Source organism: Sphingobacterium sp. IITKGP-BTPF85 (assembly GCF_001006065.1).
Lineage (GTDB): Bacteria > Bacteroidota > Bacteroidia > Sphingobacteriales > Sphingobacteriaceae > Sphingobacterium > Sphingobacterium anhuiense.
The window spans coordinates 1-13690 of the sequence record NZ_ASZT02000140.1; the positions used below are offsets into that span (position 1 = coordinate 1).

Here is a 13690-nt window from a genome sequence, read left to right on the forward strand (position 1 = left end):
TCGTAATCAGACTAAACAATATGTTACTTGGTAGGCCGGATACGACCATTTTTGGTACAATTTAAATTGTCAATATTGTTGGACTAGGAATTACTACTTATAGATCAGAGTTATAAAACGCGTTGTTAAGAATAGACAAAAAATACATTAATCAAATGGAAAAAAAAATATTAAGATTAAAAAGATTCACCACGCTTCCAGTATTATTAGATTTTACAACGTAAAAAGCTTGTTCTGTTAGATCCCAAATTATGGGATGATCGGAACGATTCTGAGATAATTCTGGAGTATAAGAAACGAAAAGAATTGAAAAATTTATTCGCTGTGTGTTTTACACACGGCGATGAAACTATTCATCATTGGAAAACTTTTTCAGACGGACCAAGTGGCTGTGTGATAGAGTTTAATGCAAAAAATCTTTTTAAATTAATTGATGAGATACCAGGCCTAAGGCATAAAAAAGTTAATTATGTTAAGCTTAGAGATATTGAACATAAGGATTTTGAAATGGATACCGAAGAGATACCTTTTACGAAGAGATGGCCGTACCGATGTGAAGAGGAGTATCGTATCATTGTCGAAAACAATGACGACAACTTATCTCTTTTTGAAATTGAGGTTCCATTATCTATTATTAATAAAATCACGATTAGTCAGCAGATGCCTAAACAAATATATGAAACAATTAAAGCCAATCTTAACAAGGTAGAAGGTCATGAATCCAAACGAATAAATAGATCTACCTTATATGAAAATGCTAGATGGTTACGAAAATTCAAAACCAAATAACTAGTGTTTACGCAGCTCCCACCCCTTATCTTCTGCCAAATATTGAATAGTTCCGAATGTGCTGTGGCTCACACCAGTACTGTAACACCTAGAAATTAACTTTAAGCTCTCATCTTCATCGTAGTTTTGTCCATCAAGCTGAGCTAATTTTATAAACCAATTATACCCAAAGTCATAATTAAAGGAATTACTTATTGCAAAAGCGACCCTTACCCAATCATTATGAGAGCTAGTTTCTGATACTTGAAAAAATGGATTTCTTCTTCCAAGTTTCTAAAGTCGTTTTTCAGTACAAACTTCTTTAAGTCGGTAAGACTATGAATGATAAATTTTATTGCAGTTTCAATCTTCTGTACAGAGAAATTGGTTTCAATCTCTAATTCCTTGATTTCATTTTCCAGCTTATTTAGTGTTTCATTGTAGAATTTATTCATCCGCCTATTTTTAATTACATACTATTAGTAATTACATAAGCTAATACTCTTCATATTAGCTTATATGTAATTACTGCTTATAGAACTTCAATCCCTACCATGTTGACGATGGAACGAGAGGTAGTTGCATCCATTAATTGGGTTGTAATATGATGCAGGTCAATCCTTGCGAAATTATCCCTGCATCATTAATTTCATTTATTTTTACATTTTAAAACCTTAGTAAATCAATTTTAATAAGTCAATGCCAGTCCCACGCCGAAGCCCATATCACTATCATAGTGGGTGCGAATACCAATATTTTTATTGATGATGTATCTGAGTTCACCCATATATTCTAAATCAGTATTTACCATAAAGCCCCCCCTTAACCTTTTTGAAATAGGAATATCTTCACGCATTAACTGTAATCTGACAATTCCGTCATGGTACACTTCTGCCTGAAAATTGACCAACATAGGTAAGGTGTACATAAACCCTACACTAAAGGCTCTTCGGGTATCTTTCTTGTTGATTTGTCCAAAGATGTTTTTTTCATGCTCATCTTCTCCCATTTTCCGGTATCGCCAATCAAACCCTACAAACGGCATGAACCATTGCATCTTACCAATATATCTTCCCAAATGGGTTTCTACTTCATAACCATGCATACTATTATAACCTAAACGCCATTCAGTACCTAATTGATAACGTGCGTTCATCAGCATAGCTTCTCCATCATTACCATTGGTTGCAAAATCATTTTGTGCCATAAAATGAGGCATATTACTTTCTCTTTGCAATTCCTTATAAGCTTTTGCCTTGTCGGGTAAGTAAGGGTTTTTATAGTCTCCAACTTCAAACACCCTGTTCATTCCTGCCATCATATGATAAAGGATATGGCAATGGAAAAACCAATCACCCTCTTCGTTCGCCAAAAACTCAATAGTATCGGTTTCCATTGGCATAATATCTAAAACATTTTTCAATGGAGATTTTTCTCCCTTTCCATTAATAACCCTAAAATCAAATCCGTGAAGATGCATTGGATGTCGCATCATTGAATTATTATATATGGTAATCCGCAGGACTTCGCCTTTTTTTACAGGAATTTTATCTGTTTCCGAAAGTATTTTATTATCCATGCTCCATACATAGCGGTTCATGTTGCCAGTAAGTGTAAATTTCAGCTCCTTTACGGGTGCATCTTTAGGAAGAGTAGTATTGTGTGGCGATTGTAACATTGCATAATTTAATGTTTTGATTTCTCCCAAAGCATTCGCATTATAACGATTAGGGTCGTTATCCATATTCATACCGCCGTGCTGACTATGGTCTATCTTTTTTCCCCATTTCCTGTAATTTCCGGATACATCACTACATTCATGTCCATTTGGTTCAGGCTCATTTTCATACCCATATCGTCCAAGTCGCCATTCATTTTCATCATATCGTTCATCATCTTCATCCCCTCGAAATACTTCAATCGTGGAAGCGGGGAAATAAGCTGTTTGACCCCATCACCTATAAAGTAGCTTGCTGATTGTATTCTGTCCTCGGTTGTTGCTAAAAACTCATAGGCTAAACCATCTTGAGGGATAGTCACTACAATATCGTAAGTTTCAGAAACTGCAATGATTAATCTATCTACTTCTACAGGCTCAACATCATTTCCATCATTCGCTACTACTGTAATTTTCCCTCCAGCATATCTTAGCCAGAAATACGAAGACGCCCCGCCATTGGAAACGCGTAATCTGACTTTGTCACCTGCTTTTAGCTTTTTACCACCAATTGTTTTCAAATCGGTGCTATGGCTACCATTTATTAGGATTTTATCATAGTACACATCACTGACATCCATCGCCAGCATCCGTTTCCACTCATTTTTTACCTTTACGCCTAATTTTCCCTCCTTAATAGCTTCAACGTACGATTGCGTAGCACCTTTCTTAATGGCCGCCCAATCATTTGCATTGTGTAGCATACGGTTGATGTTATCCGGGTTAAGATTTGTCCACTCACTTAATATAATCGGGACGGTCGGCAAATCGTCAATTCCTTTTCTAAAGGTTTTATCGTCGCCTCTTTTTTTCATGATAAAACTACCGTACATGCCTATCTGCTCCTGCAAGCCTGAGTGCGAATGATACCAGTGCGTGCCATGCTGGATAATCGGAAAACGGTAGGTGTAGGTTGTACCCGGTGCGATGGGCTTTTGCGTAAGCCAGGGCACACCGTCTTCTTTATTGGGCAGGAACACACCATGCCAGTGCAGTGATGTGCTTTCTTTCAATTGGTTGTGCACCACTATTTCGGCAGTGTCGCCCTCGGTAAAGGTAAGGGTGGGCATGGGGATTTGCCCGTTTACGGCAATCGCCCTTTTTTGCTTACCTGCATAGTTGACAAGTGTATCTTTTACATACAGCTCGTAATGCACTACTCTCTGTGCAAACAGCGTTTGCGTGCAAAGCAGTATCAGCACTGTTTGCAATATTCTTATGGGTATTTTTTTATATCTGTTCATTCGTTGAAAAATTTTATTTAATGCTGTCTTCCATTGTGCCAAACCACGCTATCAAAACCTGCTTATCCTCCGGTGACAATACTGCATTACGATGAATTAGCGTATATGACGACAATGGCATTTCCCCGTCCTTTATTTGTCCGGCCATCGACCTAAACTTATTTCGGCGTCTGCGGGCAGAATAGTCGCCAAACTCGCTAAAGTTAAGTTCGTCTTTTCCTTTTTTGATATGTTCTGCCATATACCATGCGCCGGGTTGGATACGGCTATACCACGGGTATCGGGTATTGTTGCTGTGGCAGTCGTAACAGGACTGGACAAGGATAGCCTTTACATTTTGGGGTACGGCGTACAGTCTTTCGATATGCGTGACAGGCACTTTATCTGACTGGTTGCGGGCGGGCTGAAAAATTGCATGACGATTAGGATAACAGCCAAACCCAATATGATTTTCTTCTTTATGGTCATAATTATTTTATTGTGGCTTCATCTTATTTCTGTCTACTGTTTTTTTACATAGTTGGCATAATTCCCCTTGTTTTCAAAATAGGAAACTTCACCGTTATTCCCTGTCACAGCAATCACCGCAACAGCTTTGTCCACCTGCTTATGGGAATAGGGGTCTATCGCCATCCGCACGGTGGCATCTTTTGGAATACGCTCTTTGCACATTTCGCAGCACCCGTAATATATTTTACCGTCAAATTTTACGTCAAACTGCTTTTTGCCCATATAGGCATCGTTGACCATGCAGACTTCATCCGATGGAACCAATTCACCTATTTGGGTACTATGCCCGTGGCTTTCCGGAGTTGCCTGCGAATGATGCTGTGCCGCTTCATCCTTATTTGACCCTGCCTGCCCGCAAGCGGTGAATAGCAGGCTGATAAGGAAATAAAGCCAATTATTATTTTGCTCATGTCGAAACTTGTTTTTTTAAATTTTATTATTTACTTTCTTCAAACTCTTTTAGCTTGCGCTTCATTAGTTCAATTTCTTCCGCTTGGGTTTTAAGTATATTTTTTTGCAACTCTATCAGTTCCGGGTCGGTCAGGTGTGCCTTTTCGGACATCAATATGGCTGCTGCGTGATGGGGTATCATACCCTTTGCAAACTGCTTGTCCCCGACATTGATTTGTTCCCTGATACCAAACCATGAAAAGATGCCAACAGCAACCGAGATGATGGCTATCGCCCAATTCATCTTCCTGTTGGGGTACATTACTTTCATTATCGCTAATTCGATAAGCAGCATTGCCGAGGTCATCAGCAGGGTCATGTACAAATTGTTGATATTGGGTATCAGGTTCTGCCACCCGTCAATCATGGCGTACATGATAAAATACATCACTGCGAACATTGCGACAGCCATCACCGCAAAGCGTTTGTACATGGCCGAAGCATGTTTTGTATTGTGCGTGCCATGCTCCGAGGAATGACCCGCATGGTGACTGTTTTGCATATTTTCCATAACCCTGAATTTTATTTGCTGTTAATTGTTTTTTCCACCTTACCGCAGGTCAGCATTTTAGAACCGTAGTAAGGGTTTTTGATTTCCTTGTTTTCGCTGAACCAAACAGCACCCTTACCGTCATTGAACATCGGGCAATGGTCCTGATACAATGTTTGCGATGTACCGAACAAATCAATCAGGTCTTTCAAATCTTCGCCAAGCGAGGCCAAATGTTCCCGCTGGTGGTGGATGTTGCCGACATTTTCCCCGATATGTTCTGCGTGTTCTTTAGCATCGTCCGCTATGTCCATGTACTTTTTGTGCTTATCGGCAGGAACGGCTTTCATGTCCACTTTATTCAGGGTAGCTAACAGCTTTTTCCCTGAACTGGCGGCAGCTTTGTCATCGTCCGAAACAAGGGCGTTCTTTAAGGACAGATAATCGGTAACTATGGGCGCAATAGAAAAGTTTTTTGCTTCTTCTTTTCCTGTTGCTTTTGCTTCCTGACCGCTCGGAGTTTCACTCACAGCGGGCGCAGCTACCGTATCATCCTCTTTTGGTTGGGAAGCTGACTGTTCTTGTGATACAACAGCAGTATCACTTGAAGACTGCTCGTTTTTGTTGGATGCCTGATTGCATGATACTGTTACAAATGCCATGATAACAGCAATGATTGATAATGTTAGATTTTTCATTTTTATTTATTTTTTGATTTTTAAAAAACTTGCGTTAATAGCCACTACAATGGTGCTTACACTCATCAGCACAGCACCCATAGCAGGACTTAAAATAAAATTCGGATAGAGTACGCCTGCCGCAAGCGGTATTGCCACCACGTTGTAGCCAACCGCCCATATCAGGTTCTGTACCATCTTTTTGTAGGTAAGTTTGCCGAAGTCAATCAGTTTGACCACATCCCTCGGGTCGCTGTCTACCAATATGATATCCGCTGTTTCGGCAGCCACGTCCGTACCGGAACCCACGGCAATGCCACATCTGCCTGTGCCAGTGCAGGTGCATCATTTACACCATCACCAGTCATTGCTACGATTTCGCCTTTTGCCTGAAACTCCTTTACTTTCTCCTGCTTGTTGTGCGGAAGCACATTAGCCAAATACCCGTCCATACCCAATTTTCCGGCTACGGCAGCAGCAATCCTGTCGTTGTCCCCGGTGAGCAGAAAGGACTTGATGCCCATTTTTTGAGTTCCTCAATCGCCTGTGCCGAACCCTCACGGATGCTGTCTGCCAAAGTAATGATGCCGATTACCCGGTCATCAATGAGGACAAAGTTGACCGTTTCGGCCTCTTGATTGATTTCGTTTGGAATTTCAGGCAGGGAAAGGTGGTTTTCGGTGAAATAATTCGGGCCGCCAGCTACGACATTTTTCCCGTTCACAACACCTTTAACACCTATGCCCTGCATATAGCTGAAGTTTTCAGACTTCCATAAGGCAAGGCTCTTTTCTTTCAATGTAGCCATAATGCCTTTGGCGATATGGTGTTCCGAATTTTGCTGTACTGCGGCAGCATACTGGATAACCTCATCGGCATTATATTCGTCTGTTAACGGTATAACCTTTTCTACGGCATGGGAACCTTTGGTGAGCGTTCCGGTCTTATCAAAAATGACAGTGGAAAGTTTTCGGGTGGTTTCAAATGCTGTGCGGTTGCGGATGAGCAGACCATTGGTCGCCGATAGCGTTGTGGAAATGGCGACCACCAACGGGATAGCCACGCCCAATGCGTGCGGGCAGGCCGTTACCATTACCGTCACCATTCTTTCAAGCGCAAAGGCAATATCTCCACTGCTTGCATACCAATAGGCAAATGTGCCTATGCCAACGGCAATGGCAATAAAGGTGAGCCATTTGGCAACTTTGTCCGCAAGGTTTTGCGTATTGGACTTAGTAGCTTGTGCCTCCTGCACAAGATTGATAACCCTGTTCAGGTAGCTGTCTTTTCCAACGGCTGTTACCTTAACTTTCAGCGCACCATCGCCATTGATAGAGCCTGCGATGACCTTTCCGTCCTTTTCCTTTTTCACGGGAATACTTTCTCCGGTAAGCATGCTCTCGTTGATATACGAAAGCCCCTCCAGTACCAATCCATCGGCTGGAATTTTTTCACCCGGTTTTATGATAGCCGTTTCACCGCTTTGCAGGTCTTCAAGCTTTATTTTTACCGCTTCTCCGTTTCGCTCCACCGTGACATCGTTAGGCAGCAAAGCAACCAATGATTGCAAAGCCCGTGAAGCAGCCATTTGGGAACGCATTTCCAGCCAATGCCCTAACAGCATGATGTCGATAAGCGTAGCCAGTTCCCAAAAGAAGTCCATGCCCTGCAAGCCAAATACAACGGCTACGGAATAGACATAGGCTACGGATATAGCGATAGCAACAAGTGTCATCATCCTATGGCTTTGGCGTTCACCTCGCCAATCATTCCCTTTAGGAACGGCAAGCCTCCATAGCTATAAATCACTGTACCCAATGCCAGCAGCACATATTTATCTCCATTGAAAGCAAGGCTGAAACCCAACCATTGCTGTATCATGTGTGACAGGAGCAGGATAGGGATTGTAATGACGAGGCTTATCCAAAAACGAGCGAGAAAATCGCCTGTATGATGCCCCTCATGTTTGTTAAAGCTATCTCTGGCTTGGTTATGATGAGAATGCCCGGAATGCCCATGTCCTGATTTTTGTACATGAGAAACTGAGCTACCGCCAACGGGAACCAGTGCCATGCCACAAAGCGGGCATTTGCCTGGTTCGTCTTTTAGCACCTGCGGGTGCATGGGACACGTGTATTTTTTCATAATAAGGGGTTTTAAAAGTTATGTTGCACTTAATTTTTTTGCCATCTCATGGGTCATTTCTTCGGCATAAGCACCATAGGCATCCACAAGTACGCCTTTATTCTTACCATCATTGGACGATATGGCATAAATCACGGCATTGTTATCAGGACTGCTGTCGAGGCTTTCAAACCTATGGGTTTCCCTAACCGTAAAATCCTCCGGTTTTAGTTTCAGGCTCCTTGACGCACAGTACAGGCAGTCCGGCAACAGACTAAAGTCCATACTGTATCCACGCTGTCTTAGGTCTTTAAGCGCCTGCACCATGTCATTGTACTGTACCATAGCTTTCAGACCTGTTATTTAATGGTTTCGACCGTACTGCCGCAGGTAAGCATCTGTGAGCCGTAATATGGGTTTTTAACAGCATTCTCTTTACTTAGCCAATTGGCTCCCTTACCTCCATTGTACATAGGGCAGTGCTGGTAATAAACGGGAGTATCCTGTTTAGACACTTTGGCCAGTGTGTAGATGCTTCCCGAAAGTGCCGCAAAAGCACTTCTTTGTTTTGCAACATCTTTTGATTTTGAAATGCTTTCCGCATTGGCCGTCAAGTCCTGCATCACTTTCATCCAAGCCGTATGTTCCTCTGCCGATAGCTTATTCATATCGACTGCTTTAAGGGATGCAGCCAATTCAGCGGCTTTGGCAGATGCGGTCGCCGCATCGGTTTTTATCAAAGCATCTTTCACTGAAAAGTAGTTGTCAAATACAGCCTTTAGCTGTGATTGGTTTTGAGCCGTTCCTTTGTTAGCGGATGCTGTCATTTCGCTATGGTTGTGGTCGCCATGTCCAGCACTCATATTCATTCCCGCATCTTTGTTTTTAGCAACCGTCTTTATAGGTCTATCGTACTGGCAACATTCGGCAAGTTTCGCATATACGTCATCCGGCGCACGGAATTTCTCACTATCATAACCAGCCAAAGCGATACGTTTCAGAATTTCATCTTGATTTGTTTTGTCACTGTCGTAGGTGAGCGTAGCCGTTTTGGTGTCTTTGTTCCATTCCACACTGGCTTCCTTTTTTACGTTACCTGCTTTTTCGATTGTGGTTTTACACATGCCACAATTACCGTAAATCTTTACGGTTTCTGTTTTCGCATTCTTTATTTGTGCGAAAACGTTTATTGAGGACAGTAATACAGCGATTACCATCACTATTTTTGATAATGATTTCATAATGATTACATTTTAAGAAATGGGTTATCAATCCCATTTCTGTTTGAATTTTAAAATAATAATATTAAATAAGGGATTTACAAAAGCCTGAATAGCTTTTGACAAGACACACCTATGCTATCATGCCATAGTATTAGCTTATTTTAGGTGGTAGCCAAATGGAGAAAAAGCCCGAGGAATAGTAGGCTTCTTTAAAACCGAATTTTTGCTTTATTGTTGCTGTGAAGTGATTTTCTGCCTTTAAATCTATTATGGGAGGAACACTTAGGGATGTGGTTGAAGCCCCACATCTACAAGAGTTATGTGTGCAACCGCCCCCGCAGTTATCATTATTACATTTTTTACAGGATTTGTCCTTACAACCTTTTTTATGTTCTGATTTTTTGGTTTTCTCCTTTGAGCATGAAGATTGCTCGGTTTTCTTTGAATTCTTGGAACAGGCATAGCTCTGACTTGGCATCATAAAGAATACCAGACAGAATAATGTCAAAATGCTTATATGTATGCTAAAATTTTTCAACACAACAAAGTTACAAATAAGATTGGTTTTTTATATCGCTTTACGTTTTTTTGCTATTTAAACTAAAAGTGTTATCAAGACATTAAACTATCAGTCTTTTTTCAGAAGTGATAAAATGCCCTTTTTCGGCAACCTCACATAATGGAAATTTTGTAGAAAAAAGGGCATTTCAAACAATTGTTGGCTTAGGCTTCCAAAGGTTCAATTTTAAAGCCTGCTTTTTGTACAGTCGATATTACCTCCTGCTCGGTAATGCCCTCTGACTTCACCGTAAGTACCTTGTCCTTATTGGAGGTGTCAACTTCCCAGTGGCAAATGCCATCGGCATTATCCAAATGAGGTTTCACAGATGCTAAACATCCACCACAATTGATGTTCGTCTTAAATTGAAATTGTTTATTTTCCATTGCTTACAAATTTTAGAGTTATCTGATAATACAAATTTCCGTACTCTTCTGTTGAGTATTGTTGTGTAATTTCTTGTTTGATTTGTGAGATTTACTGTTTTACTTCTTCCATTTCAATCGAAGACTGTTACTTACCACACTAACGCTGCTCAATGCCATTGCTGCACCCGCAATCATTGGATTTAATAAGAAACCGTTGATTGGGTAAAGAATACCTGCGGCAATCGGAATGCCGATAAGGTTGTAAATGAACGCCCAGAACAGGTTTTGTTTGATAGTCGCAACGGTCTGTTTTGACAATCTAATCGCCTGTGGTATTTTGGTAAGGTCTGATGAAATGATAGTCATTTTCGCTACGTCCATTGCAATATCCGACCCTTTACCCATTGCGATACTTACGTCTGCGGTCGCAAGAGCCGTACTGTCGTTGATACCGTCGCCGACCATTGCTACCACTTTGCCTTGTGCTTGCAGTTCTTTCACAAAGTCGGCTTTGTGCTGTGGCAATACTTCTGCTTTATAATGCTTAATACCTGTCTGCGATGCAATCGCTTCGGCTGTCGCTTCGTTATCGCCTGTAAGCATATACAGGTCAATACCCATATCCTGCATTTCTTTGATTGCCTGTACCGACGTTTCTTTGATTTTATCAGAAATAGCTACTACCGCAAGAGCTTGTTTGCTGTTCGCAAACCAAATCACGGTTTTGGACTGTTTGCCCCATTCGTCAGCTTGCTTTTGCAGTTGCTCGGCAATGCGGATCTTGTTCTCTGCTAACAGCTTTTTGTTACCTACATAGTAAGTTTCGTTATTGTGGTCGGCTTTTGCTCCTTTACCAGTGATACTTTGGAAGTTGGTCAAAGTAGTTGTAGAAGCACCTTGCAGGTTTTTCACTACGGCTTCTGCCAAAGGGTGTTCTGATTGCTTTTCTAAGCTCAATAGAATATCCTTTGTTGCATCATCGCTGTTCAGCCATTCAATACCTGTTACCTCCGGTCTTCCCTCTGTAATTGTACCTGTTTTGTCTAACACGATAGCATTAACTTTTTTCGCTAATTCAAGGCTTTCAGCATCTTTAATCAGAATACCGCTTTCTGCACCTTTACCCACACCAACCATAATAGCGGTTGGGGTCGCTAAACCTAAAGCACAAGGACAAGCTATAACCAATACGGTAACTGCGGCTAACAACCCCTGTACCACACCATTATCACCACCCAAAATAAACCAAAGTATAAATGTAAGAACGGCGATACTCATCACAACAGGAACAAAAATACCTGCAATCTTATCGACCAGTTTTTGTACGGGTGCTTTACTGCCCTGTGCGTCCTGCACCATTTTGATGATTTGGGCAAGCATCGTTTCTTTGCCTACCTTAACGGCTTTGAACAGGAAACTCCCTTTTTGGTTAATTGTTCCTGCAAATACTTTTTCGTTTTCTTTTTTCAACACTGGAACAGGTTCACCACTTAACATACTCTCATCAACATACGAATTGCCCGATGTTACCATTCCGTCCACCGCAATTTTTTCGCCCGGCTTAACCATAATAATATCGCCTGCATTTACATCTTCGATGGCTTTTTGTCTTTCCGTTCCGTCCGCTTCTATTACGATAACGGTTTTCGGCTGCAAACCCATCAGTTTTTTAATGGCTGATGAGGTATTGCCTTTGGCTTTTTCTTCCAATAGTTTACCCAATAGAATAAAAGCAACGATTACGGCTGCGGCTTCAAAATACACGTGGGCGTGTAAACCTCTCTGATGCCAAAAGTCCATAAACAGCATATTGAATACACTGAATATATAGGCGATACCTGTACTCAATGCGACAAGTGTGTCCATATTGGCAGAACGGTGTTTCGCTTGTTTCCACGCATTGATGAAAAAATCTTTACCAAACCATAAAACTACTGGAGTGGAGAAAGCCCACATTATTTCATTACCGTAAGGCATATCCATAAAGAACATACCGATAATGACTACCGGAAGCGATAGGATTACCGCCCAAATGGTTTTGTTTTTAAGTTTTCTGAATTTTTCGGCGTGGATAGCTTCCAATGTTTCCTGCTGCTTGTTCTCTTCTTCGAGCAACAGGTCATAACCACCATCCTGTACCGCTTTCCTGATTTGCTCGGAACTGGTTATATTCGGCAGGAACTCAACGTTGAGGTTTCCTGTACCGTAATTCACTTCGGCATTTACTACGCCCGGAGTGTATTTTGCCATACTCTCGGCACTTCCTGCACAAGATGCACAGGTCATTCCCAATACGGGGTAGTTTTTTTGACGGTGGGAACGCCGTAGCCTAAATCTTTGATTGCCTTTACGGCTTCGCCTACTACCTCGTTATCGCTGACGGTAATAGCAGCCCTGCGATTATTCAATTCTACCTTATGGCTCTCGAGACCTTTAACTTCTGCTAATCCTTTTTCAACAATTAATGCACAGTGTTCGCTCTCTACGTCTTCTAAGGGAATATAAATTATTTCTCTATTATTGTTTACCATATTCTGCTTGTATTAATTTACAATACAAAGTTGGCAATTATTTAGGTTGGTGTTATTGTGGAATTTTGAAAGAGATTTGTAAGATTTACTTAACCTCATCCAAAGGCTTTCTTTTATCTTCTTTAATCTGTTTGAAATGGCTTGGTGTTAGCCCAGTTACCTTTTTGAATTGGTTGCTTAGATAAGCAACGCTTGAATAATTCAGACGGAAAGCAATTTCACTCAAAGACAATTCATCATACACCAAAAGCTCTTTTACCTTTTCAATCTTCTGGGCAATAAAATATTTTTCGATGGTAGTACCCTCTACTTCTGAAAACAGATTTGAAAGGTAATTATAATCGTGATGCAATTTATTGCTTAATACATCCGAAAGGTTGGTTTTGATGTCGCTATCCCGATTGTGCACAAGCTCGATAATGATGTTTTTTATCCTCTCTATAATCCTGCACTTTTTATCATCAATAACTTCAAAACCTAAAGGATCTAACGCTGCTACCAAAGCATCCTTTTTTTAGAGGTTAGCTCGTTGATTAGGATAACCTCTCCCAGTTTAATATTTTCAATCTCCAAACCGAGTTTATCCAATTCATTTCGCACAACCAGGATGCAGCGGTTGCAAACCATATTTTTAATAAAGAGTGTCGTCATAACTTTTTGCTGTCCATATTCTATTAATTCATTAGCAAATTTACGATTTAAAATTCTTACTTCGACTTTTGAAGATTTAATAGAATTACAGTGAACTTAATCATCACTCTTGTACCAAATGCTGTAAATCAGGGTCGTTCTTGATACGCTCCATTTCACTTACAACAATATTCAGGATGTCTGCTTTTATCTGCTTGTAATTACTTTCAATTTCCTGCTTCATTTTATCCTCGCCCTGCTCATTTACAAAAGATAAGATTTGCGGTATTTGCTGAAAGGCTTTGCTTTCTGCTGCTACCTTTTCATTATCTACTACGAATTCAGCTGAATATTTCTGCTCGATACTGTTCATCAAAGTTATCTGATACAGAACCGACA

Annotated in this window: 12 protein-coding genes and 4 pseudogenes; 1 reads left to right on the top strand and 15 read right to left on the bottom strand. The window is 40.9% G+C overall.

The genetic code is table 11. The features are described 5' to 3' along the window. The first annotated feature begins 306 nt into the window (after positions 1-306). Positions 307-789, top strand: a complete 483-nt coding sequence (locus tag L950_RS20400) for a hypothetical protein (protein ID WP_156169783.1) — start codon at positions 307-309, stop codon at positions 787-789. Positions 790-998: 209 nt separating this feature from the next. Here the strand turns inward: L950_RS20400 and L950_RS20405 are convergent, their stop codons facing one another. The 15 genes and pseudogenes from L950_RS20405 to L950_RS20470 all read right to left on the bottom strand — a co-directional run. Continuing rightward, the gene (locus L950_RS20405) at positions 999-1223 is read right to left on the bottom strand and encodes a hypothetical protein (protein ID WP_021188990.1); all 225 of its coding nucleotides are present in this window, start codon (positions 1221-1223) and stop codon (positions 999-1001) included. A gap of 233 nt (positions 1224-1456) precedes the next feature. Beyond that, complete coding sequence (locus L950_RS34185) at positions 1457-2512, bottom strand: multicopper oxidase domain-containing protein (protein ID WP_231577491.1); 1056 nt, start codon at positions 2510-2512, stop codon at positions 1457-1459. A 26-nt stretch (positions 2513-2538) separates the two neighbouring features. After that, positions 2539-3729 (bottom strand): multicopper oxidase domain-containing protein, encoded by a 1191-nt coding sequence (locus tag L950_RS34190; protein WP_231577734.1) that lies wholly within the window; start codon positions 3727-3729, stop codon positions 2539-2541. Between the two features lie 13 nt (positions 3730-3742). After that, the gene (locus tag L950_RS20415) at positions 3743-4108 is read right to left on the bottom strand and encodes a heme-binding domain-containing protein (protein WP_021188991.1); all 366 of its coding nucleotides are present in this window, start codon (positions 4106-4108) and stop codon (positions 3743-3745) included. Positions 4109-4230: 122 nt separating this feature from the next. Then, positions 4231-4479, bottom strand: coding sequence for a hypothetical protein (locus tag L950_RS34195; protein ID WP_021188992.1), 249 nt, complete (start codon positions 4477-4479; stop codon positions 4231-4233). Between the two features lie 196 nt (positions 4480-4675). Continuing rightward, the gene (locus L950_RS20425) at positions 4676-5200 is read right to left on the bottom strand and encodes a DUF305 domain-containing protein (RefSeq protein WP_002993268.1); all 525 of its coding nucleotides are present in this window, start codon (positions 5198-5200) and stop codon (positions 4676-4678) included. A gap of 11 nt (positions 5201-5211) precedes the next feature. Continuing rightward, positions 5212-5877: a DUF3347 domain-containing protein gene (locus tag L950_RS20430; protein WP_021188993.1), complete on the bottom strand. Its 666-nt coding sequence runs from the start codon at positions 5875-5877 to the stop codon at positions 5212-5214. Positions 5878-5883: 6 nt separating this feature from the next. Further along, a pseudogene (locus L950_RS36815) lies at positions 5884-8001 on the bottom strand (heavy metal translocating P-type ATPase). 18 nt (positions 8002-8019) lie between these two features. Beyond that, positions 8020-8325, bottom strand: coding sequence for a hypothetical protein (locus tag L950_RS20440; protein ID WP_021188994.1), 306 nt, complete (start codon positions 8323-8325; stop codon positions 8020-8022). A gap of 14 nt (positions 8326-8339) precedes the next feature. Beyond that, entirely contained in the window at positions 8340-9104 is a 765-nt protein-coding gene (locus L950_RS20445; RefSeq protein ID WP_231577739.1) for a DUF3347 domain-containing protein, read from the bottom strand. Between the two features lie 381 nt (positions 9105-9485). Continuing rightward, positions 9486-9665: a hypothetical protein gene (locus L950_RS20450; protein ID WP_021188996.1), complete on the bottom strand. Its 180-nt coding sequence runs from the start codon at positions 9663-9665 to the stop codon at positions 9486-9488. A gap of 261 nt (positions 9666-9926) precedes the next feature. Next, entirely contained in the window at positions 9927-10148 is a 222-nt protein-coding gene (locus L950_RS20455; protein ID WP_021188997.1) for a heavy-metal-associated domain-containing protein, read from the bottom strand. A 99-nt stretch (positions 10149-10247) separates the two neighbouring features. Further along, positions 10248-12661, bottom strand: a pseudogene (locus L950_RS20460) (heavy metal translocating P-type ATPase). Positions 12662-12746: 85 nt separating this feature from the next. Next, positions 12747-13312, bottom strand: a pseudogene (locus L950_RS20465) (helix-turn-helix domain-containing protein). A 103-nt stretch (positions 13313-13415) separates the two neighbouring features. Further along, positions 13416-13690: pseudogene (locus tag L950_RS20470) on the bottom strand (hypothetical protein); the annotation flags it as partial.